General features: G+C 58.8%; 22 protein-coding genes and 1 pseudogene. 13 read left to right on the forward strand and 10 right to left on the reverse strand.

Going from position 1 to position 22,287, the window contains the following annotated elements; all coding sequences use genetic code 11:
• The first annotated feature begins 113 nt into the window (after positions 1-113).
• Positions 114-1,226: an RNA-guided endonuclease InsQ/TnpB family protein gene (locus BMY49_RS06615; protein ID WP_074211430.1), complete on the forward strand. Its 1,113-nt coding sequence runs from the start codon at positions 114-116 to the stop codon at positions 1,224-1,226.
• A gap of 137 nt (positions 1,227-1,363) precedes the next feature.
• Here BMY49_RS06615 and BMY49_RS18085 read toward each other — a convergent pair.
• Positions 1,364-1,726: pseudogene (locus BMY49_RS18085) on the reverse strand (LysR family transcriptional regulator); the annotation flags it as partial.
• A 379-nt stretch (positions 1,727-2,105) separates the two neighbouring features.
• Here BMY49_RS18085 and BMY49_RS06625 point away from each other — a divergent pair.
• Positions 2,106-3,827, forward strand: coding sequence for a putative bifunctional diguanylate cyclase/phosphodiesterase (locus tag BMY49_RS06625; RefSeq protein ID WP_244154927.1), 1,722 nt, complete (start codon positions 2,106-2,108; stop codon positions 3,825-3,827).
• Here the strand turns inward: BMY49_RS06625 and BMY49_RS06630 are convergent.
• Genes BMY49_RS06630 through BMY49_RS06650 form a run of 5 tightly spaced genes read right to left on the reverse strand, consistent with a single transcriptional unit; the run spans position 3,807 to position 8,552 of the window.
• The gene (locus BMY49_RS06630; protein WP_089675236.1) at positions 3,807-4,835 is read right to left on the reverse strand and encodes a CobW family GTP-binding protein; all 1,029 of its coding nucleotides are present in this window, start codon (positions 4,833-4,835) and stop codon (positions 3,807-3,809) included. The two genes, BMY49_RS06625 and BMY49_RS06630, sit on opposite strands and share 21 nt — an antisense overlap.
• Before the next feature lie 3 nt (positions 4,836-4,838).
• Entirely contained in the window at positions 4,839-5,831 is a 993-nt protein-coding gene (moaA, locus tag BMY49_RS06635) for a GTP 3',8-cyclase MoaA (RefSeq protein ID WP_044630051.1), read from the reverse strand.
• Positions 5,828-7,081 (reverse strand): molybdopterin molybdotransferase MoeA, encoded by a 1,254-nt coding sequence (moeA, locus tag BMY49_RS06640; protein WP_044630050.1) that lies wholly within the window; start codon positions 7,079-7,081, stop codon positions 5,828-5,830. The genes moaA and moeA overlap by 4 nt, the downstream gene beginning before the upstream one ends.
• Positions 7,078-7,698 (reverse strand): molybdenum cofactor guanylyltransferase MobA, encoded by a 621-nt coding sequence (mobA, locus tag BMY49_RS06645; protein ID WP_062360934.1) that lies wholly within the window; start codon positions 7,696-7,698, stop codon positions 7,078-7,080. Before mobA ends, moeA begins: the two co-directional genes overlap by 4 nt.
• Positions 7,695-8,552 (reverse strand): formate dehydrogenase accessory sulfurtransferase FdhD, encoded by an 858-nt coding sequence (locus tag BMY49_RS06650; protein WP_054641250.1) that lies wholly within the window; start codon positions 8,550-8,552, stop codon positions 7,695-7,697. Before BMY49_RS06650 ends, mobA begins: the two co-directional genes overlap by 4 nt.
• A 151-nt stretch (positions 8,553-8,703) precedes the next feature.
• Here BMY49_RS06650 and BMY49_RS06655 point away from each other — a divergent pair, with 151 nt between their 5' ends.
• The 11 genes from BMY49_RS06655 to BMY49_RS06705 all read left to right on the forward strand — a co-directional run bounded on the left by BMY49_RS06655 (position 8,704) and on the right by BMY49_RS06705 (position 19,453).
• Positions 8,704-9,144, forward strand: a complete 441-nt coding sequence (locus BMY49_RS06655; RefSeq protein ID WP_062360932.1) for a DUF3305 domain-containing protein — start codon at positions 8,704-8,706, stop codon at positions 9,142-9,144.
• Positions 9,141-9,755, forward strand: a complete 615-nt coding sequence (locus tag BMY49_RS06660) for a DUF3306 domain-containing protein (protein WP_062360929.1) — start codon at positions 9,141-9,143, stop codon at positions 9,753-9,755. Before BMY49_RS06655 ends, BMY49_RS06660 begins: the two co-directional genes overlap by 4 nt.
• A gap of 200 nt (positions 9,756-9,955) precedes the next feature.
• Positions 9,956-11,668 carry a 4Fe-4S dicluster domain-containing protein gene (locus BMY49_RS06665; protein WP_062360926.1) on the forward strand — a complete coding sequence of 571 codons (1,713 nt, stop codon included), beginning with the start codon at positions 9,956-9,958 and terminating at the stop codon, positions 11,666-11,668.
• 4 nt (positions 11,669-11,672) lie between these two features.
• A complete protein-coding gene (locus BMY49_RS06670; protein WP_062360924.1) occupies positions 11,673-12,326 on the forward strand; it encodes a TorD/DmsD family molecular chaperone in 654 nt (217 codons plus the stop codon).
• Positions 12,327-12,403: 77 nt separating this feature from the next.
• On the forward strand, positions 12,404-12,607 hold the full coding sequence (locus tag BMY49_RS06675) for a twin-arginine translocation signal domain-containing protein (RefSeq protein ID WP_052509959.1): 204 nt from the start codon (positions 12,404-12,406) through the stop codon (positions 12,605-12,607).
• A 24-nt stretch (positions 12,608-12,631) separates the two neighbouring features.
• Positions 12,632-15,484 carry a molybdopterin-dependent oxidoreductase gene (locus tag BMY49_RS06680; protein WP_089675237.1) on the forward strand — a complete coding sequence of 951 codons (2,853 nt, stop codon included), beginning with the start codon at positions 12,632-12,634 and terminating at the stop codon, positions 15,482-15,484.
• Between the two features lie 70 nt (positions 15,485-15,554).
• A complete protein-coding gene (gene fdh3B / locus BMY49_RS06685; protein WP_074211440.1) occupies positions 15,555-16,169 on the forward strand; it encodes a formate dehydrogenase FDH3 subunit beta in 615 nt (204 codons plus the stop codon).
• An 11-nt stretch (positions 16,170-16,180) separates the two neighbouring features.
• Positions 16,181-17,281: a formate dehydrogenase subunit gamma gene (locus BMY49_RS06690; protein WP_208596177.1), complete on the forward strand. Its 1,101-nt coding sequence runs from the start codon at positions 16,181-16,183 to the stop codon at positions 17,279-17,281.
• Between the two features lie 103 nt (positions 17,282-17,384).
• On the forward strand, positions 17,385-17,732 hold the full coding sequence (locus BMY49_RS06695; RefSeq protein ID WP_062372825.1) for a DUF1244 domain-containing protein: 348 nt from the start codon (positions 17,385-17,387) through the stop codon (positions 17,730-17,732).
• A gap of 4 nt (positions 17,733-17,736) precedes the next feature.
• Positions 17,737-18,255, forward strand: coding sequence for a molybdenum cofactor biosynthesis protein B (moaB, locus tag BMY49_RS06700; protein WP_016915144.1), 519 nt, complete (start codon positions 17,737-17,739; stop codon positions 18,253-18,255).
• On the forward strand, positions 18,248-19,453 hold the full coding sequence (locus BMY49_RS06705; RefSeq protein ID WP_089675238.1) for a molybdopterin molybdotransferase MoeA: 1,206 nt from the start codon (positions 18,248-18,250) through the stop codon (positions 19,451-19,453). The genes moaB and BMY49_RS06705 overlap by 8 nt, the downstream gene beginning before the upstream one ends.
• 35 nt (positions 19,454-19,488) lie before the next feature.
• Here the strand turns inward: BMY49_RS06705 and BMY49_RS17395 are convergent, their stop codons facing one another.
• From BMY49_RS17395 to BMY49_RS06725, 4 genes are all read right to left on the reverse strand, one after another.
• A complete protein-coding gene (locus tag BMY49_RS17395) occupies positions 19,489-19,668 on the reverse strand; it encodes a hypothetical protein (RefSeq protein ID WP_167359358.1) in 180 nt (59 codons plus the stop codon).
• Between the two features lie 266 nt (positions 19,669-19,934).
• The gene (locus BMY49_RS06715; RefSeq protein ID WP_089675239.1) at positions 19,935-21,101 is read right to left on the reverse strand and encodes a glutathionylspermidine synthase family protein; all 1,167 of its coding nucleotides are present in this window, start codon (positions 21,099-21,101) and stop codon (positions 19,935-19,937) included.
• 35 nt (positions 21,102-21,136) lie between these two features.
• Positions 21,137-21,739: a DUF1190 domain-containing protein gene (locus BMY49_RS06720; RefSeq protein ID WP_062372832.1), complete on the reverse strand. Its 603-nt coding sequence runs from the start codon at positions 21,737-21,739 to the stop codon at positions 21,137-21,139.
• Positions 21,740-21,751: 12 nt separating this feature from the next.
• A complete protein-coding gene (locus BMY49_RS06725; protein WP_062360914.1) occupies positions 21,752-22,165 on the reverse strand; it encodes a DUF350 domain-containing protein in 414 nt (137 codons plus the stop codon).
• Positions 22,166-22,287 lie beyond the last annotated feature (122 nt).

Raw genomic sequence — 22,287 nt, forward strand, 5'->3', positions numbered from 1 at the left:
TTATCAGTTAGCGCGGAAAACCTCGTACTTTTAGTGCGAGGATGGATAGCGCGGCGTCCGCCAGGACGCCTTGTGTTTTGCATCCTTACAATATTTCGTCTAAAGTGTAAAGAATGAAAGCCGAACGCGCCTACCAATACCGCTTCTATCCCACGCCTGAGCAAGCAGCCTTGCTGGCGCGGACGTTTGGGTGCGTGCGGTTTGTCTGGAACGCGGTGCTGCGCTATCGCACCGACGCGTTTTATCAGCGTCAGGAAAAGATCGGCTATAACGATGCCAGCGCGTTCCTAACACAGTTAAAGAAGCAGCCGGACACCGCCTTTCTAGCCGAGGTTAGTTCGGTGCCACTGCAACAATGCTTGCGCCATCAACAAAGTGCGTTCAAGCATTTCTTTGCCAAGCGGGCGCGGTACCCCAGCTTTAAATCGAAGAAGCACCGGCAGTCAGCTACCTTTACCAGTTCGGCATTTTCGTACCGTGACGGGCAGATCACGCTCGCCAAGTGCCGTGAACCGCTAAACATCCGCTGGAGCCGCGACCTGCCTGCGGCACCGAGCACAGTGACGGTATCCAAGGATGCAGCAGGCCGTTACTTCATTAGCTGTTTGTGCAAGGTAGACACTGAGGCGCTGCCAATTACGTTCAAGATGGTCGGTATCGACCTGGGGATTAAAGACCTGTTCGTGACCAGTGACGGCCATCGGGTGAATAATCCCCGCCACACTGCCCGCTATGCCCGAAAGCTAGCGAAGGCGCAGCGGCGCCTCAGCCGTAAGCAAAAAGGCTCGAACAACCGAGCCAAGGCACGGTTAAAGGTCGCTCGCTGTCACGCCAAGATCGCTGACACGCGCCGTGACCACCTGCATAAACTCACCCGCCAGATCGTTAACGAGAACCAAGTGATTGCAGCGGAGAGTTTGCAGGTGAAGAATATGGTCAAAAACCGCCATCTCTCTAACGCCATCAGTGATGTTGGCTGGGGGGAGTTGGTCCGCCAGCTTGACTACAAGGCGGCCTGGGCGGGAAGGCAGTTTGTCCAGATTGATCGCTGGTACCCAAGCTCAAAACGCTGCCATAGCTGCGGCTTTGTGCTGGAATCACTACCGCTGAATGTTCGCACCTGGGACTGCCCAGATTGCGGTACTCAGGGCATCGACCGCGACGTGAATGCGGCCCGCAACATTCTGCAAGCAGGCACCGCGCTATTAGCCGGTGCAGATGGTTGAAAGATCATACCGAGGGGCACTCGGGAATGTACGCCTGTGGAGTTTGTGTAAGACCAGCAGTGCCAAGGCATTGAAGGCAACGAACATCGAAGCAGGAACCAGGAAGGTAACGACCTGGGAATCCCCTTCCTTTCCGCCGCAAGGCGGCAGCGCAAGCTGAGGGAGGGGAGGATGTCAACGGTAATACCGATATTCAATTCGCCTTTGATAGTGTGATGCAGCGCGTTAACGTCACTTTTAAAGGTCTCCAGCGCCGTAAGCAGCGTTAGCCCTGCCTGATAAATCTCTTTCCCCTCTTCTGTTAGGCTGAATCCGCCGCGTCCTCGCTGACAGAGGGAAAACCCCAGACGTCCCTCCAGGTCGTTCATATGCTGGCTAATGGCCGAGCGACTAATCCCCAAGGTGGTTTCCGCAGCGGTAAAACCGCCGCACTCAACGACCGTCTTAAAAATGCGGATCAGGCGTATTTCGTAGTCGCTCATTTGGCCTAGTGATGCCATAACTGTCTCTTGATCAGGAAAAAAGAGGGGGGTGCTGCATTGCGTTTAACAAAAAATTGATATACATCAAAAAAGCGAAGCGTCACTATCCTGGCATTGCGCCCATAGAGTCGCGGTGGTGTATCTTCCACTGTTATCCATGCCATCGCAAAGGACAAGCTACTCTTGGGTAGCCAGCAAGCGCTAGGATTGCACTATCAGCAGGTGTTGCCCCCCCGCGTTGGCAAACACCTTTGACGCCATCTTTCATCAAGTTCAGCAAACCCGTCAGGTGGCGACGTTTGAATACCCGCTGATGCTAGGCCAACAGCAACGTTACTTTCATGCCACTGTTAGCCCCTTGGCAAGCAAAACAAAATACTTTGAAGGAGTGCTTTCTGTGCCCCGCGATATTACCGACGCGAAGCAAGCCGAGGTTGAACTGCAAATCGCCGCTGCGGCATTCCAGGCGCATTTAGGCATTATGGTGACCGATGCGCGGGGCAATATCCTGAAGGTTAATGATACTTTTAAGCGTATTACCGGTTACAGCGATGAGGAGATGATTGGCAGAAATCCGCGCATGTTCAGCTCTGGACACCATAATGCCACGTTCTATCGGCGACTTTGGAACAGCGTTGCAGAAACGGGTAGCTGGGAAGGGGAAATTTGGAATCAGCGTAAAAACGGCGAGCTGTTCCCTGAGTGGCTGACGATTAGTGCAGTGTATGATGCCGACGGTAACCTCACGAACTACGTTGCCACGATGAGTGATATCAGTGAGCGCAAGGCGGCCGAGCAGGAGATCCACCAGCTTGCTTTTTATGACCCCATTACGGGTTTCGCTAACCGGCGGCTGTTTATTGACCGTATTGGCACAGCGCTAAAAGAGCTGAACCGCCATCAGCGCTGCGGCGCGTTAATCCTGATCGATATTGATAACTTTAATCATGTTAACGATACCCTAGGCCACCATGCGGGCGACCAGCTGTTGCAAAGTGTTGCCCGGCGCTTTGGGCGAATGCTGCGAGATACTGACACCTTGGCAAGGTTGGGAAGCGACGAGTTTGCGGTGCTGATTGAAGGGATTGATGGTAGCCCACGGCAAACTCAGCAACTGGCTGAACATATCGCGTATAAGCTGCTGGCGGCGCTGGATGAGCCGATCAGCGTGGGGGAAGAGAGTGCGTTAGTCACCGCTAGCGTAGGTATTACGATCATCGCAGATAGCCAGCGCAGCGCAGACGACTACCTTCAACAGGGAGATATGGCACTTTCTCAAGCGAAAGCCAGCGGCCGACGAGCAGTGCGCTTTTTTGACCCTTCCATGCAGGCAAAACTGCTAGCTAAGGTAAAACTAGAGTCGGAGCTTCGCCAAGCGCTTGAGCATCAGCAATGGCGGCTGCATTACCAACCTCAGGTTGATCGTCGGGGTAGATTAATAGGCGTTGAAGCCCTACTGCGCTGGCAGCACCCTGAGCGTGGGTTAGTCTCGCCGGGCGAGTTTATACCGCTGCTAGAGAGCACAGGGCTGATTAATGATGTCGGGGAGTGGGTGCTGGAAGAGGCTTGCCAGCAGTTAGCCCAGTGGGCAGGTTCGCCGCTGCTGAATAGGCTCACGATTTCGGTGAACATCAGCCCACTACAATTCCGCGAGAACAACTTTCTGCAGCGGGTCGAGCAGGTATTTCAGCGCACTCAAGCGCCGCTAGAGCAGCTGAAATTAGAAGTCACTGAAACTCTGTTTGTAGAGGCGCGTGACGATGCACGCGATAAAATGCTCAGTCTAAAAGCCTTGGGCGTTCGTTTCTCGCTGGACGACTTCGGCACCGGCTACTCGTCGCTGGCTTACTTGGCCCAACTGCCGTTGGATCAGCTGAAAATTGACCAATCCTTTGTGCAGCAAGTGCTCGAGAGCAAAGCAAACGCGGCGATTGTGGAAAGTACCATTGCCCTGGCGAAGAGCTTAAGCCTGGATGTGATTGCCGAGGGGGTGGAAGTGGAAGCGCAGCAGGCGTGGCTGATGGCCCATGGCTGTCACGCCTTTCAGGGCTATCTGTTCGGACGGCCGGTGTCCGTTAATGACATTGAAGCAGCCGTGCTAGCTCAGTCCTACGCTTGAGGCATGCAGCTTGATGAGTAACGCCGCGATCAGCGCGGCGTGCTCAAAGCTCTCGGGGGTAATCACCTCAAGCCGCGAGTCTTGCCGCCAAGCGCTGCTGACAACGCTCAGGGCGCCATCCGCGCGGTTGAACCGTTTCCAGCCGTCGGTGGTGTGGAACACTCCCTTTACCCGCGCCGTCGCGGGCAGCTCGCCAATACAATGGGCGAGATGGTCGAGGCCGAATCGCTCGGTAGGGTGCCAGCGCAGGCCCGTACTGGTGTAACCCAGGGCAGTGGCGGTTTGCTGTTGGGGCTGGCCAGGAGGGGGCGGAAAATCGAAAAAAGCCCCCTCTAGGCTAGGGCTGGCTGCCAGAGCCTGATGCTCGGCAGGCATCGCAGGCTGATCTTGTTGGCGCGCCTGGCCGCTGTCCAAGATGAGCGACACCGGCAGCACCCCTTCCTCAACGGTGTACACCCATTTACGGGCCGGCCATAGCGTGCCGATAAACTGCTGCGCTTGTTGATGCTGGGCGCTGCTTGCCTGCTCGCCCATGGTGATGGCGATGGCGTCGGCCATGTGGAGCTGGTCCTGAAACGTGTCGTGCTCGCGCACGCGGGCTTCATCCAATCGGCGTGGGTCAAGCGTGGCGATGATATCCTGCACCGTCACCACGTCTTGAAACGCCTCGCCGCGCAGTAAATCTAATAACCCCGCCGGATGGCCAAGGCCCGATGGCTCGATAATCACCCGATCGGGCTTGCTGCGCGCCAATAAATTAACCAGCGCCGCCTGAAGCACAAACGCCAGCTGGCAGCATAGGCAGCCGCCGGGCAAGCCTTTTACCACCACATCATCGCGGGCATCAAACATCGCTTGATCAATGCCGATCTGACCAAATTCGTTGACCAAAATCGCCCACTTCTCATCCACAGGCTTTTGCTCGATCAGGCTGTGGATAAGCGTGGTTTTGCCGCTACCTAAAAAGCCGGTGACGATGTGAACGGGAACGCGTGAAGCGGCTGCCAACGGTTAACCTCCGGTCATGTTCATAAAGCGCACCACCTGCACGTCGCCATCGGTGGTGAAGTGGTGGCGTTCGGGCTTAAGCGGTAGGGCGTTAATAATGGCGGTTTTGAGCGCCTGCATATCGCCAGGATGGCGGCGCAATACGGCGCGCAGGTCCACCGAGTGCTCATTACCCAGGCAGAGCAGCAGGCGGCCTTCCACGGTGACCCGTACGCGGTTGCAACTATCGCAGAAGTTGTGGCTGTGGGGCGAGATAAAGCCCACCCGGCTGTCGCTGTCGGCCATTTTGAAGTAACGCGACGGCCCTGGTGTGCTCTCTGTGGTGGGCATCAGCGGGTAGCGTGTTTCGATCAATGCCTGAACGTCGTCGCTGGAGTAGAAGGTCTCTGCCCGGGAGTGGTCCGACACATCGCCCAGCGGCATCTCCTCGATAAAGCTAATATCGAGGCCCTCCTGACGGGCAAAGGTCACCAAGTCGAGCACTTCGTCTTCGTTACGCCCCTTCAAGATCACTGCGTTCAGCTTGATGCGCTTGAAGCCCGCCTCTTTGGCGGCGTGAATGCCGTCGATCACCTTGGCTAAGTCGCCGGTGCGCGTCAGCTGCTTAAAGCGCTCGGGGTTGAGGGAGTCCAGGCTGATATTGAGCCTACGCAGGCCGCCGTCATACAGCCGCTTGGCGTGCTTGCGCAGGCTGGCGCCGTTGGTGGTCATGGTGAAATCGTCCAGCCCCGGTAGGGCGCCAATCTCGTCCACCAGTTGCTCAATCCCTTTGCGCACTAGCGGTTCGCCGCCGGTTAGGCGGATCTTCTCGACGCCAAGCTCGGTGAAGGCGCGCGCCACCATGGCAAGCTCTTCCAGCGTGAGCACTTGCGCGCGGGGGAGAAACGTCATCTCCTCGCTCATGCAGTACACGCATCGGAAGTCGCAGCGGTCCGTCACGGAGATGCGTACATAGCGGACACGGCGGCCAAAATCGTCAATCAGTTGTTCGGTCATTGCCAGCTCGTTATCGGTTGAATGCAGACCGCCTCGCCTGGTTGAGCGTCTGCTTGGTCATCGCCAAGTTCAATTAAGCAGTTGGCCATCACCATGGAAGTCAAAATACCCGAACCCTGGGCACCTGTGCTGCGCACATGTAGCACGCCCTGCTCATCACAAGTATAAATGCCACGTAGAAAGTCGGTGCGCTTCAGGCGGCTTTTTAGCGGTGTTTGGGCAATCGCTGTGAGTCGTAAGGGCGGAAAAGGCAGCTGCCCCTGCAGCCGTTGCAAAAGCGGCACCACAAACTGGCTGAAAGTAACCATCACCGCCACCGGATTACCGGGTAAGCCCACAAACGGCGTGCGGGAGTCACTCAGTTGGCCGCAGGCCATCGGGCGGCCAGGGCGTAGCGCCACCCGCCAAAAGGCCAGCCGTCCAAGTTTTTCCAGCGCGTCGCGGGTGTAGTCCGCGTGGCCCACGGACACGCCGCCGCTGGTAATCACAAGGTCACACTGCGCTGCTGCTTCCGCAAGCGCTTGCTCAATGGCGCGCGGGTCGTCGGGCAGAATACCTAAATCCACCACCTCGGCCCCTTGCTCGCTAAGCATGCCAATCAGGGTGAAGCGGTTGGTGTCGTAGATCCCGGCGCTGGGGAGCGGCTCTCCCGGTGGCGTGACTTCGTTGCCGGTAGAAAAAATCGCAACCTTAGGGCGCAGGTATACGTCGACCTCGGCATAACCTAACGAGGCCAACAGCCCCATGCTGGCAGCATCCAGCCGTGTGCCCGCCGTCAATGCAACGGCCCCTTTGGCAATATCTTCCCCGGCTTGGCGTACGTGCTGCCCAAAACTGACCCGCTCTGGCGCATCGATGGTAACACTGTCGTCACCCTCAATGAGCTGCTCACGCATAATCACCGTATCGGTGCCGCTGGGCAGCGGCGCGCCGGTGGTGATGCGTACGCACTGGCCAGAGGGCACCTCACCCTCAAACGCTTGCCCGGCGAAGGCATCGCCCGCAACAGGCCATTGGGTTTGAAAGGGCGGCTGCTTTGGCCAGGATAAGGCAACGCCATCCATCGCCGCATTGGTATTCTGTGGCACGTTAATAGGCGCAGTGATATCAATCGCCAGCCTGCGTCCGTAGGCGCTAGCTAGTGCCACCTGTTCTACCGCTACCGATTTCTCAACCAGCGTCATCAGCGCATCACGGGCGGCATCGACGCTGAGCATCTGCTCGCCCAGTTCAAAACACGACAGGCTCATGGCGTCTCCTGGGAAGGCGTTGTCAGTGCCAGCTCCAAGCGGGCTTTCTCCTCTTCGGTATTGAGGTTGGCGAACGCTTCAGGGCAGTCAGACATATCCACCCGGCACCATGCGTGGCGCGCGTACCAGCGATCGATTTTACGCTCGCCTTCGGCCAGGGTGGCCGCTAAGTCGTCAGCCAGCGACGTACGTAGCAGCGCGACGACGGGGTGCAGGCGCTCGCCATCAAACGCCACGGCGATATCGTGCTCGACACCCTCGTGAGTAATACCTGCGACCATGCGCGCCACCAAATCGTGGGGCAGCGCAGGGGAGTCGCAGGGTGCGACCAGCAGCCACGGAGTTTGAGCCGCACGCAGGCCGCTGTAAATACCCATCAGCGGGCCTTTAAAGCCGCCTTCGGCATCTTCAATCACACGGTCGGCAAACAGCGCATACGCATCGCTATTACGGTTGGCGTTAATCACCAGCTCATGTACCTGGCCTTCGAAACGCTTGACGGTGTGTGCCACCAGCGGCAGTCCGGCAAATGGCTCTAGGCCCTTATCACGGCCACCCATGCGACGGCCTTCTCCGCCCGCGAGGATCATGCCAGTCAGTTCGTGCTTGGCGATCATATGCCTGCCTCCTTGGACGAGCGCGCGCTCGGAGGCTTGGGGGGAATCGCGTCCAGCGTCAAGCGGCCAGCGGCGTTAATAGCTTGGAAGCCTTTGCCCTTCGCACGGGCAATCAGCATCACGCCGAAACGCTCGGCCAGCTCTACGCCTTTCTGTGTCACGCCTGAACGCGATACCAGTACGCTAATGCCCATTTGCGCGACTTTCAGCACCATTTCAGACGTTAAACGGCCGGTGGTGTAAAAAATATCGGCGCTACGGCTATCGGCTTGGTTAAGCCACTGGCGACCCGCCAGTGTGTCCACGGCGTTGTGGCGGCCCACGTCTTCGACGAAATCCAGCACCTGAGCTTGGTGGCACAGCGCGCAGCCGTGTACCGCGCCCGCGCTGCGGTAGGTGTCGTTATAGGTGTTCAAATTGGTCAACAGTTGATAGAGCGTCGATTGGGCCAGCGGTGTCTCAGGCAGCGCTGTGAGAGAAGTTTGCTCCAACAGTTTACCAAACACAGTGCCCTGACCGCAGCCCGTTGTGACAGTGCGCGTGCTAAGGCGCGCTTCCAAGTCATCCGGCAGGTGGCGGGTAACGATCACCGCAGCCTCTACTTCCCAATCGACTTGAACCGCGGTTAAGTCCTCGGCGCTTCTTAATAGCCCCTGGTTGCGCAGGTAGCCTACCACTAGTGCCTCGGGGTCATCGCCTAGCGTCATCAGGGTGACAATTTCACGCTTGTTAAGATACACCGTAAGCGCACGCTCGGCGGCAATGGCCTGGGGGCGAGTGTCGCCGTAGGCATCCATGACATCAATGGTGGTCGTGGCCGGTAAGCGGGCTCGGCTTAACTGAAGGGCGGGCATCCGCAATCCTCACTGATACCAAAACGCTGTGTGGCTGACGCAAACACGGCGCACAAGATCATAATAGTTGAGTAAAATAGTCTGAGTTGACGATGATGGCGCTCAAAAGGCTTACTTGTCTACCCGTTCAAGGTCTAAGGTGGTGAAACCCATGAGTGATAGTTTACGCGCATTAAGCGTTACCTTAGTCGCCGAGCCCAAGCAGGTGCGCAGTTTCACGCTGACCCAGTGGCGCATTGCCGAGCTGGTGCCGGGGGACGAAGGGGAGTGCGTACTCAACCTGCAGCTCTATATGACCGAGCGAGCCGCCTATCGATTTAACCTCACCGCGCCGACGCCGCGCCTGTTCGTGCGTGCCGGGTTCACCGGGCAAACCCCGAAACCCGATGCCATCACCGCCAGCCAGGATGTGGCCGCAGGCTGGCTGGATGGCGAGCAGCAAGTATTAGAAGCTGCGATGCCGATGGCGATTCAGGTGTGGATAGAGCACTATCTGGCCCGTCATGGAGAAGCCCCCGTGGAGCAGCGCAAGAAAAAACGCAAAGGGGCCGGGCGCAGTAAAGAGATCCCGACCAAGGAGCAGCCACAGTGAGCCGTTTGGAGCGCTGGTCGCGTAAAAAGCGCGGCATTGAACATGAGAGTGATGACAGTCAGCCGGTGGAGCCGATAGAGCCTCAGTTGGAAGTGGAGACGCACGCGCCTGAGTCTGACGGCATAGATGCCTCCTCCTCAGCGGTAGACGAGCAAGAGGCCGCAGCTCCGCCCCTGCCGGGCAGCCTGGACCACACGTTGCCCGACCCAGACACCCTGCCTGCAGGCAGCGACTTCAGCGCCTTTATGGTGCCTGGCGTCAGTGCTGCGCTGCGCCGCCGTGCCCTGCGTAGGCTCTGGGCCACCGGTAACTACAATGTGCGCGATGGTTTGGATGATTACGACGCCGACTTCACTCAACAGTTAAAGCCCATGGCCAGCGAGCTAGCGGGCAAGCTGCGGCGTTGGGCCAATAAGGCGGAAGAGACCTTAGAGAAGCTGGAAGATTCGGCACAAAAAGACGCTGAATACAGCGAAAAAGTAGCGGCTGAGAGCCCGCCTGAGCAGGTGAGCGCTTGCACAAGTGATGACAGTTTTGTACAAAGTGCCTCGCCAGACGACCAGTCTGATTATCCTGATCACGCTCCAGGAGAGCGAAGAAAAGACAGTTAGCTTTTTGAATCAGTGGGTTATGGTAAGTATGGCGGGCTTGTGTTGACAGCGGTGCGACCAAAGGAAGTGGCAAAAAAGCTGTTTTCGCCATACGCTGATACAAGAAGCTATGTCGTTATAACGCCGAAAGTCATCCGTGGTGAGATGACAAAATCTAATCTCTAATTATAACAAAAACGACCTCTTGACCGTGAGAATGCATGAACCAACGAATCCAACTGGCGTCGATTGACGACCAGCGCAACGTCGCCGCTCGTGAAGCGGTGCGTCGGCGTATCTCATGGCCGGTGAATTTAACGCCTGCCAACGTGACCTACCACAGCCGCGGTCATGTGCTGCTGCTCGGTAGTGCGCCGTCAGTGACTCAAGCGGCACGAGTGCTTCAGGGGCGAGGATTAGCGTCCCTCACGATGCTGACCACAGATGAGGCCGTTGATCTTCCCGTCGCCAGCGAGCCGCTGATCGCTCAAGTGCTGAGTGCGCATCAACAGTCACAGCTTAACATCGCGGGTCATTTGGGTGGTTTTCGTGCCACTCTGAGCCAAGACGATGGCGACTCTCTCAATCTTGCCCAAGCGCTGATTGAGCGGGACGTGTTTGACGTAGTGCTGGACCTTTCGGAGGGAGTACTTAACGTCGCTTCTTGGGAACTGCCCCCGCCGGGCTACCTGCGCCTCGCATGGGAGCGCCAGGAAGCTGAGCGTGCCGACGTGTTAGAGAGCGTGACGGAACTGGTCGGTGAGTTCGATAAACCGCGCTATTTCCAGGTCAATACCGATCTTTGCGCCCACTCTTCCAGTGGTAACGTCGGTTGCACTCGCTGCCTCGACGTCTGCCCGGCGGATGCGATTTCTAGCATCCAAGGCCGCATTGAGTCGCGCATTGAGATTGATCCTTTCCTTTGCCAAGGCGTAGGCAGTTGCACCAGTGCGTGCCCTACGGGTGCCATCGAGTTTCGCCTGCCGGAAACCCGCCGTCAGCAGGATACTCTGGCCAACTGGCTAACCGCCTATCGGGAAGCCGGTGGCGAGGTGCCGGTGCTGCGCTTTATTACCCATGACTCGCTGGAAGCTGAGCGTGTTGCAGGCATTACCACGCCGGGTCACATCATTGATGCCCCCTTGGAAGAGCTGGGCGCGGCGGGCCACGACCAGTGGCTGACGGCGCTCGCCAGCGGCGCTTCTGAAGTGCGCATTCAGCTTCACGACGACATGCCGAATCGGCTCAGCGCATTTTTAGAGCATCAAATCACTCAGGCTCATAGTCTGCTGGCCGCGCTAGGCCACGACGCCGCGCGTATTAAGCTACTGTCGGTAGATGCCGAGGGCGAGCGAGATGCGCTGCCCAGCCTAACACCGCTCACCGAGACGCCATTGAGCTTTAATGAGCCTAATAAGCGTGCTCGCCTAAACGTTGTGCTAGCGCGGTTGGCTGAACTGGGGGCTCCCAGCGGTGAGCGCCACGCCATGCCTCAAGGGGCGGCTTACGGCGGCATTAATGTCGATAGCGCGGCCTGTACGCTGTGCCACGCCTGTGTCAGCAATTGCCCAACGCCTGCGCTTAAATCCGGCGGTAATACCCCCGCGCTTAGCTTCCTGGAAGCCGATTGTGTACAGTGCGGGCTCTGCGAACAGGCCTGCCCTGAAGACGCCATCACGCTGGAGCCAGGCTTCCTCGCGGCACCTGCGCGCGAAACGCGGCATATTTGCCACGAAGAGGCGGCTTTCGAATGTATTAGCTGCGGTAAGCCGTTTGCCACCGCCAGCACCGTTGCCACCATTAAAGCCAAGCTGGCCAACCACCCTTACTTTGCCGGTGATGCCATGACGCGCTTAGAAATGTGTGAAGACTGTCGGGTGAAAGACGTGTGGAAAACCATGGCTCGTGACCCTGAAGCGCAACTAAAGGTGTAAAGCAATGAGCGATGCAATGCCGACGCTAAGTGAAACCGATGCGCTGCGAATGGATATCTACCAGCTGTTCGCTAGCCTGCTGCGTCAGGCCCCCGACAGCGAGCTACTGGCGTGGTTGGAAAGTCTCGATATTGAGCAAGATGGCAGCCGCATTGCTGAATGCTGGGCCGCGTTGTCAGAAGCGGCAGGCCAAAGCGATGTGGACAGCCTGAAGCGTGCGCATTTCCGCCACTTAGTAGGCGTCATTCAAGGCGACGTTGTGCCCTATGCATCCTGGTACCGCAACGGCGAGCTGATGGAAGCCGCGCTGGTCGCGCTACGCCAAGATCTCCGGGCGCTAGGCTTTGAGCGCAGCGAGCATACCCGGGACCCAGAAGACCACCTGGCGGCGATGTGCGAAGTGATGGCCATGCTCATCGCCGCGCAAAGTAGTGAACAGTTCACCTTTTTCCAACAGCACCTTACCCCCTGGGCTAGCCGCTGTTGGGATGACCTTGCAAAAGTAGACACCGCTTTCTATTCAGCGCTGGGGCAGTTGGGTAGTGCTTTTATGGAGAGCGAACAGGCACGTTTGAGCGATCAAGCGGCCTATCAACCGGTGCGCATAGTGGAGCCTGCTTCCTATGATGCCGGTGCAGCGCGCAAAGCCACACCGTGACGTGACCGTGCGCAGCGGTAAGCGAACAACAGGGCCTACGGGCCACGCATAAAAAGGGCATGAAAGAGGAGAACCCCATGCACCAGTCACATAACCCTGAGCGCCGCCGGTTTATGAAAACCGTTGGTTTAGGCACCGCCGCTGCGGGCGCAGCCGTTGCGGTAGGCCACGTCACGCTGGCACAGGCAGATGATAAAAGTCCGGTTGAGCGCGACAAGCAGGCGGTGAACTACCGCGAGACCGACCATATTCGTGCTTATTACGCCTCGCTGCGTGACTGACGGCGAACTGCCAGGAGATTTGCCATGCGTCTAACTCGCAAAACGAACACCCCCGCTACCACTGGGTTGGGTATTTCCCGTCGTCAGTTCCTAAAGCGCACGGGTGTAGCCACCGGTGGGGTGGCTGCGGCAGGCTTTATGGGCGCGCCGATGATGCAGCGCACTGAAGCGGCTGATAAAACGCCGGTGCTCGACTCCCCGGTAGAAACGAAGCGCACCATCTGCTCCCACTGCTCGGTGGGCTGCGGTGTGTATGCCGAGGTTCAAGAGGGCATCTGGACCAAGCAAGAGCCCGCCTTCGACCACCCGATCAACCGTGGCGCTCACTGTGCCAAAGGTGCGTCGCTCCGCCAGCACGGCCACTCCACTCGCCGCCTGAAGTACCCGATGAAACTGGTCGCCGGTGAATGGCAGCGCCTGAGCTGGGACGACGCCGTCAATGAGATTGGCGACAAGCTGCTGGAACTGCGCGACGCCCACGGCCCCGACAGCGTTTACTGGCTGGGGTCGGCCAAGTTCAGTAACGAGCAGGCGTACCTGATGCGCAAGCTCGCCTCCATGTGGGGCACCAACAACACCGATCACCAGGCGCGTATTTGCCACTCCACCACTGTGGCGGGCGTTGCGAATACCTGGGGTTACGGAGCGATGACCAACTCGCTCAACGATATGCATAACAGCAAATCGATGCTCTTCATTGGCTCCAACCCCAGTGAAGCCCACCCGGTGGCCATGCAGCACATTTTGATCGCCAAGGAGCGCAACAACTGCGACATCATCGTCGCGGACCCGCGCTTTACCCGCACCGCTGCTAAAGCCAACAAGTACGTGCGCATTCGCCCCGGTTCTGACGTGGCCTACATCTGGGGCTTGCTGTGGCACATCTTCGAAAACGGCTGGGAAGATAGCGAGTACATCAACCAGCGCGTGTACGGCATGGACGACGTGCGGGCCGAAGTCGCCCAGTTCCCACCCAGCGTCGTCGAAGACATTACCGGCGTGCCCGAAGCAGAGATGTTCGACGTGGCCAAGCGTCTGGCCGACAATCGTCCTGGCTGCGTGGTGTGGTGTATGGGCGGTACTCAGCACACCACCGGCAACAACAACACCCGCGCCTACTGCATCCTGGAGCTGGCACTGGGCAACATCGGCAAGTCTGGCGGCGGTGCCAACATCCTGCGTGGTCACGACAACGTACAGGGTGCCACCGATTTGGGCCTGGGGTCTGATTCACTGCCGGGCTACTACGGCTTAGCAGAAGGCGCTTGGCAGCACTGGGCCAATGTGTGGGACGTAGACTACGAGTGGCTGAAAGGCCGCTTCGACGACACCGAGTACGCCGACGGCAAGCCCATGTACTCCAGCGGTATTACCGTCTCCCGTTGGGTAGATGGCGTGCTGGAAGAGGACGAAAACATCTCCCAGCGCACCGCGCTGAAAGCGATGTTCTACTGGGGCCACGCGGTCAACTCGCAAACCCGCGGCGTTGAAATGCAAAAGGCGATGCAGAAACTGGAGATGATGGTCATCGTCGACCCTTATCCCACTGTCGCGTCCGTCATGCACGACCGCACCGACGGCGTCTACCTGCTGCCCGCTGCCACGCAGTTTGAAACCACCGGTAGTGTGACTGCCACCAACCGCTCGATTCAGTGGCGTGACCAAGTCATCGAACCGCTGTTCGAGTCCAAGCCCGACCATGAAATCATGTACCTGTTTGCCCGCAAGCTGGGCTTCGGTAATGAGCTGGTCAAGAACTATGAAATGAACGGCGACGAGCCGCTGATCGAAGATATTCTGCGTGAAATTAACAGAGGTATGTGGACCGTCGGTTACACCGGCCAAAGCCCAGAGCGCTTGAAAGAGCACCAGCAAAACTGGCACACCTTCAGTTTTGAGAACCTGCGTGCCCAGGGCGGCCCTGCCGATGGCGACTACTACGGTTTGCCGTGGCCTTGCTGGGGCACCCCGGAATTCCGTCACCCGGGCTCCCCGAACCTCTACGATACCAGCGTGCCCGTGATGGAGGGCGGCATGGGCTTCCGCGCCCGCTTTGGCATCGAGCGTAACGGCGTCAACCTGCTGGCCGAAGGCTCGGCCCCGGTAGGCGGCGACATCGACGACGGTTATCCGGAGTTCAACGACCAGTTGCTGAAAGACCTGGGCTGGTGGGATGACCTTACCCCGGAAGAGAAAGCCGCCGCAGAAGGGCAGAACTGGAAGACTGACCTCTCCGGTGGTATCCAGCGCGTCGCCATTGAGCATGGCTGTGCGCCCTACGGTAATGCCAAAGCCCGCGCCGTGGTGTGGACTTTCCCAGATGCGGTGCCGAAGCACCGCGAGCCGCTCTACACCACCCGCCGTGATTTGGTGGAGCGTTACCCCACATGGGACGACTTTGACTCCATCATGCGTCTGCCCACGCTCTATCGAACCATCCAGGAGCGCGACAACAGCGCGGACTACCCGATCATTCTGACCTCAGGTCGTTTGGTCGAGTACGAAGGCGGCGGCGAAGAAACCCGCTCCATGTCGTGGCTGGCGGAGCTGCAACAGGAAATGTTCGTCGAGATGAACCCTGCCGACGCCAACGATATCGGCGTACGTGACGGTGACGATGTCTGGGTCGAAGGCGCCGAGGGCGGCCGCGTCAAGGTGAAAGCCCTGGTCACCCCCAGGGTGGATCGCAAGGTGGCCTTCATGCCGTTCCACTTTGGCGGCATCTTCCAGGGCGAGAACCTGCATGATCGCTACCCGGAAGGCACGGCGCCCTATGTTCAGGGCGAGGCAGCCAACACGGCGACCACTTACGGCTACGACCCGGTGACACTGATGCAAGAGACCAAGTGCACCATTTGTCGTATTGAGCGCGCTTGATCGATAACGCGCGACCCGACCAGATAGCAGGCCGATGCGGCAATGTCCGCACCGGCAAGAGGAGAACACCATGGCTCAAATGAAATTTATGTGTGACGCCGAGCGCTGCATCGAGTGCAACGGCTGCGTCACCGCCTGTAAGAACGCCAACGACGTCGAGTGGGGCATCCAGCGCCGCCGAGTAGTGACTCTGAACGACGGCGAAGCGGATGAAATGTCCATTTCCGTTGCCTGTATGCACTGTGATGATGCCCCTTGTATGGCGGTTTGCCCTACCGACTGCTTCTACAAAACCGACGATGGCATCGTGCTGCACGATAAAGACCTCTGCATCGGCTGTGGTTACTGCCTATACGCCTGCCCCTTCGGCGCGCCGCAGTTCCCCCAGCAGAACGCCTTTGGCGAGCGCGGCAAGATGGACAAGTGCACCTTCTGTGCCGGTGGCCCTGCGGAAACCAAAGAAGAGGAGTACCAGAAGTACGGCTCCAACCGCATCGCGGAAGGCAAACTGCCGCTATGTGCTGAGATGTGCTCCACTAAAGCGCTACTGGCTGGTGATGCTCAAGATGTTGCCGATATCTTCCGCCAGCGCGTGGTACACCGTGGCCATAAAGATGGTGCGTGGTCGAACAATCCTCAGGCTAGCACTGACAACCTTGCCTATGATGCTGCCCGCAAAGGGTAAGGAGGCGTGTCATGACAACGTTGACCATGACAAAGGTGCCCTCACGGGCACCTAGCGGCACCGCTAGCTGGCTACAGCGTGGCTGGCGTCTATGCCTAATGCTGGTGCTGTTGGTTGCGAGTTTGGGGGTCACCCACATGGCCGTGGCGCAAGCCGACCCGGATCGCGAAATGACCACCGCCGCCCCCGGCATCACGGCGGATCAGTGGCGCCAAGTACGCAGTGGCGAGACGGGACCGAACTACCGTGACTCCCGGCACGAGAGTAACTACAACCTGATCAACGCCAGCGGCGAAACGTGGCGGATACTGCGCAATCGCTGGGTATCGCCGTTTGGCTTGATCGCCATCGGCGGCATGGCCGCGATGATTGCGCTGTTTTACTTCATCGTTGGCCGTAAATACCTGGAAGAGCCGCGCACGGGCCGCAAGCTCTTGCGCTGGTCGCTGCTAATGCGCGCGCTGCACTGGACCGTGGCGACGCTGTTCATCACGCTGGCGCTGACCGGGCTTAACCTGCTGTTAGGCAAGTTCGTGTTCCGTACGCTGTTTGGTGATGCGGTATGGGCCTGGATGATTGCGGCTTCTAAAGTGCTGCACAACTATCTGGGGCCGATTTTTGGCGTGCTGCTGGTCATCATGCTGATTAGCCTGATCAAAGAGAACATTCCCAAGAAGCACGACTGGGTATGGTTCAAAAAGGGCGGCGGTATGATTGGCAAAGGCCATGTAGATGCTGGTTTTGCCAACGGTGGCGAAAAAGCCTGGTACTGGCTGCTAGCGTCGGTAGGCATTTTGGTGGTGGCGAGTGGCTTCGTGCTCGACTTCCCCAACTTTGACCAGGGCCGCGACACCATGCAGTGGGCCAACATCATCCACGCCGTGGGCGCGCTGGGCTTGACCGCCGTCTCGCTGGGCCATATCTACATCGGCACATTAGGTACGGAAGGCGCGCTGGAAGGCATGACCACCGGCTACGTGGATGAAACCTGGGCTAAAGAACACCACAACCTGTGGTATGAAGCGGTTAAAGATCAGACCGTTAGTGAAGAGGAACTGGCCGCGCGTAAAGCGGGCGGCAGCGGTGAGCCTTCAGCAGCCAAGCCAAGCTGAGTCACGCCGTCGAGATAAGTGGACGTGAACGCCCTTCGACACCGCCTTCGGGCGGTGTCTTTTGTTATGCTGCACTCCAATGACTTTTGAAAGAGGAATCACCATGGCGACATTTGACGAACTGGATGCCACCACCCGCACTGAGCTGGAAGCCGCCGCCTTTCGGCGCTTGCTTAAGCATCTGGACGACAATAAAGATGTGCAGAACATCGACCTGATGATTCTGGCGGATTTCTGCCGTAACTGCCTCTCCAAGTGGCTGGTGACCGCCGCCGATGAGCGCGGCACCGAGCTTGAGCTGGACGCCGCCCGCGAGTACGTCTACGGCATGCCCTACAGCGAGTGGAAAGCCAATCACCAGGGTGAGGCAACGCCGGAACAGCTGGCTGCTCTTGAAGCGCGCCAAGCCAAGAAAAAGGCCAACGCCTCCCCCAACGAGCACAAGGAGTAGCGCCATGGATGCCATGGAAGCGCTGAACATTGCGGTGCTCACCGTCTCCGATACGCGGACGGAAGAGACCGACCGCTCGGGGCAGTCGCTGGTGCAGCGGCTAACTGAGGCGGGGCACCGTTTGGCGGATAAGCGGATCGTACCGGATGACGTTTACCAGATCCGTGCGGTGGTAGCGCAGTGGATTGCCGACCCCGGCGTGCAGGTGGTGCTAACCACGGGCGGCACAGGGTTTACCGGGCGCGACTCCACCCCCGAAGCGGTCTCGGTGCTGCTGGATAAACGTATCGAAGGTTTTGGTGAGCGTTTTCGCCAGCTCAGCGGCGATGAGATCGGCAGCTCCACGATCCAGAGTCGCGCATTGGGTGGCTTCGCTAACGCCACGGTGGTGTTCTGTTTGCCGGGCTCTACCGGTGCGTGCCGTACCGGCTGGGATGGCATTCTGGCCGAACAGCTCGATAGCCGCCATAAGCCCTGCAACTTTGCCAATCTGGTGATTCCCGGTCGGGGGCAGCATGGCTGAGTTACAGCCGATTGAAGCGGCGCTTGAGGCGCTGCTGGCCGATGTTGCACCGCTCTCCACCGAGCAGGTGGCGCTGGATGGCGCCGCTGGCCGCGTGCTGGCCGAACCGGTGACGGCCACGCTGGATGTGCCGCCGTTCGATAACAGCGCAATGGATGGCTACGCGCTGCGTGCTATGGATGCGGGTAAGCGGCTGCCGGTTAGCCAGCGGATTGCCGCGGGCAGTACGGCACGGCCATTGGCGGTGGGCACCTGCGCACGAATCTTTACCGGCGGGCAGATTCCGCCAGGTGCCGACTGCGTGGTGATGCAGGAGCGGGTGGCTGAGGAGAACGGCGAGGCGCTCATCCCCGTGGACGTGCCTGAAGGAGACAACGTTCGCCTGCAGGGCCGCGACGTGCGCCAAGGCGATGTGCTGCTCAATGCTGGCGAACGCTTGGAAGCCGCCGCGTTAGGGCATTTGGCGGGGCAGGGCATCACCGAGGTTCGCGTACGTCGTCGCCCCCGGGTGGCGCTGCTTTCCACAGGTGATGAGATCGTCGACCCCGGCACACCGTTAAAACCGGGTCAGCTGTATAACTCCAACCGCCCAATGCTCAAGCGGCTGCTGGAGACGTTCGGGGCCGAGGTGGTGCAGTTGGTGAGCGTGCCTGATGACTACGCCCAAACCGTGGCGCTGTTGAACCACGCCGCTGCCGAGGCCGATGTAGTGGTGAGCACCGGTGGCGTCAGCGTCGGGGAGGAGGACCACGTCAAAGCGGCGCTGGAGTCTCTTGGGCAGCTCGATATGTGGAAGCTGGCGATTCGTCCTGGCAAGCCGCTAGCGCTGGGTCGCTTGCCCCGCGACGATGGCAGTCATGCTCGGTTTGTGGGGCTGCCGGGTAACCCGGTGTCGGGGTTTGTGGGCGCGTGGCTATTTCTACGCCCACTGATGGGGGCACTACTGGGCTGCCCTGCGCTGGCGGAGCTTCCGTGCCTAACCGCCACCGCGACCTTTACCACCGACACCGGCCCGCGCCAGCACTATATGCGGGTGGCGCTGCGCTTTACGCCCGAGGGCATTGAGGCCGATGCCTTTGATGATCAAAACTCAGCGGTGCTCTCTTCCTGCATTGCGGCCGATGCGCTGGCGGTGATTGATCCGCATAGCCAGGTGGAGAAAGGTAGCCAAGTGCGCTGCTTATGGATGGTGGGTTGAACTTGCCTCGGAAGGTGGGCTTAGCCGAGCTCCGTTTAGGAGCAGAGTGAGCTGCTCCCCTTCCAGGGTGATGCCGCACAGCGCCGGATGGCGGGAGCGGGCAGCCAGCGCGTTGGGTGGCTAGGCTGATTAAGCAGTAGCGCATCGGCAGCGATGTGTCGATGATGAGTGGGCGTACTATCGATGCGTTGAATATAGCGCGCTTCTAAGGCCACACGGTGGCCGCTAGCTTGAAAGCATACGCAGGCGACATAGCTCACGGCCTAACCAAGCCCCTTTTGATAGGCGTGAAACAGGGCATCAGGGTCCAAGAGGGCCGTGGCACGCTGCTCGTCACTAGGTTGCCACAAAGCGCTGACGTAGGGGCGTAACGTGCTCTATGTGAAGAGGTACACCGCTTACTCGGTGGTTACGAACTAATCACGCGATTAATTTTGAAAAGGCACTTAATCGGTTGCTAGAAAAAAGAATGATCGAGCAACTAAATAATGGCATGGGGAATAAAACACGACGTATCCTTGGTAATACGTCCCACGTCTTCGCGAATGCCCATGCCGCAGGCGCGGTCGCCCACTACCCAACTGCCAATCAGCGCGTGCATGTCGCCAAAGCGCGGCAGTGGGTGGTACGCCTGGCGTATCCACGGGTTATCAGTGTAAGGCCCGCCCACGCTCTCTTGCTGGCCGCTGGGCGTTATCAAACTGATGTTGCTCCCTTCCCGTGAGAAAAACGGCTTGCGCACCCAGCCTGCTTCCAGCGGCGAGTGACTATCTTTTTCAAAATACGCTGGTAGCAGATTCGGGTGCCCTTCAAACTCTTCCCACAGCAGCGGCAGAATCCCTTTATTGGAGAGTACGGCTTTCCAGGGTGGCTCGAACCAGTAGGTGTTGAGTTGCGTGACCGCCTCGCCAAACGCTTCTATCGCCATCTCTTCCCACGGATAGAGCTTGAACAGGGCGGTAATCGGCTGCTCGTCCAAATCGACAAAGTGCTCGACTCCTGGGGCCACGCCAATGTCTTCGATGTAGATAAACGGTGCCTGTAAGCCTGCTTGTAGAGCGATATCCTGCAAGTAGCTGACGGTGGCGCGCTCCTCGTCGCTGCCTTTTACACAGGAGAAGTAGAGGGTGCGGTTTTCCAAGCGGTCGCCCAGATGCGCCATAGCATTAAGCAGGCGTTCTTGAATCGAGTTGTACTGGTCGGCGTGGCGGGGCAGGATGCCTTGCTCAATCGCCTGCTCCAGCCATACCCACTGGAAAAAGCCCGCTTCATAGAGCGAGGTGGGCGTATCGTAATTCAGCTCTAACAGCTTGGCGGGGCCGTTACCTGAATAGGCAAAGTCCATTCGCCCATAGAGGGGCGGTTGCCCGCTGCGCCAGGAGTGGTGGATGAGGTCCCACATATGCTCGGGGATTGCGAGGCGCTGCATTAAGGCATTGGAGTGACAGACCTTATCCACCAGCTCCATACACATCTCGTGCAGGGCTTCGGTGGGTGCTTCGATCTCTTGCTCCACCTGCTCCAGGGTGAACTGGTAGTAGGCGTCCTCTTTCCAGTAGGGTTCGCCATCAATGGTATGGAAATGAAACCCCAGCTCTTTGGCCAGGGTTTTCCATTGCGGGCGTTCAGAGACGTTGATGCGCAGCATGGTAGCTCCCAAACGGTGGTCAATACCCCAAAACGCTAGGAACCCCAAGAGGCCGATCGTGTGCCCAAACCGCGACGTGTCGTGGCTTGGCGGTTTTGCACCACCGAGCTGCGCAGGGCCTCGTTACGCTGATTGACCCGTTGCGTCGCCTGGCTGGCCGCAGCATTCCAGTTGCCCTGGTTTTGGCGGTTGCGGTAGACCGGCTCTTGATACACGCGCTCAAACGAGCGCCCTCGGCTGGTATTCGCCAGCATGTTACCGACCATATAGCCCATCATGGCAGGCATGAACCAACTGCCGCCGCCTGCGGCCTGGGCTTGCTCATCGGTGGGGGCTGCGCAGGCGCCTTCGCCGTGTTCGGCTTCGCAGGCTTCTAGGGTGTCGAAGCGGGGGACGGACGCCAACGAGGCCTCGTAGGCGTCTTCGCAGGCGCTGCGGGTGTAGACGTTGGCTGCGACGCAATCCTCTACGCTTTGAAAGCTTTGCGGCTCATCAAAGCGCACATCGGTTAAGTGCTCATCTTCTGCTGGCTGGGTACAGGCAGTTAAGCCAAAGGCGCTCGCTCCCATCATCGCAAGCGATAGGCGTGCGCTACGTTTACGACGTGGCAGGTGGGTAGGGTGAGACTGCTTTTCCATGATGGCGCTCCGTTACCAGGTCATTGAAGCCGCGTTAATTAAGCCCACGGCAATCGAGATGCTGCCCACCAGCGTGCCGTAGGCTTGATGACCTTCGGTGATGTGCTGAGACAAGCTCTCGCCCTGACGACGCAGGAACAGTTTTACACCAAAGAAGGTGGCGATCTGCACGCCGAAGGCCACCACGCCCCACAGAATGAAGTCGATATAGCTAATGGAGTGGGCCATGGCGCTGTAGAGCGGGAGGGTGAAACCCAGGATAGAGCCGCCATAAGCGGTGGCGGCCGCCGCATTGCCCGCTCGAATCAGCGCCCACTCGTGGTGAGGGGTCAGGCGGCTATAGCAGTACATGAAGGCCACCAGCAGCGCGAGCGCGCCAAGCAGGTAGGCGAAGAAAGACGGTAATCCCTGTAGGTAGTGCAACATGGCGGTGTGCATCCTTGTAGTTAATGACGTGTGGTCAATAAGCAATCGACATTGTGACATAGCTTAGCCGGAGAGCGGCAATCATCCATCGCCTTTCGTCGCGCCGCTCGGTAAGTAGTAAA

This window comes from Vreelandella aquamarina, from assembly GCF_900110265.1.
GTDB classification, from domain to species: Bacteria; Pseudomonadota; Gammaproteobacteria; order Pseudomonadales; family Halomonadaceae; genus Vreelandella; species Vreelandella aquamarina.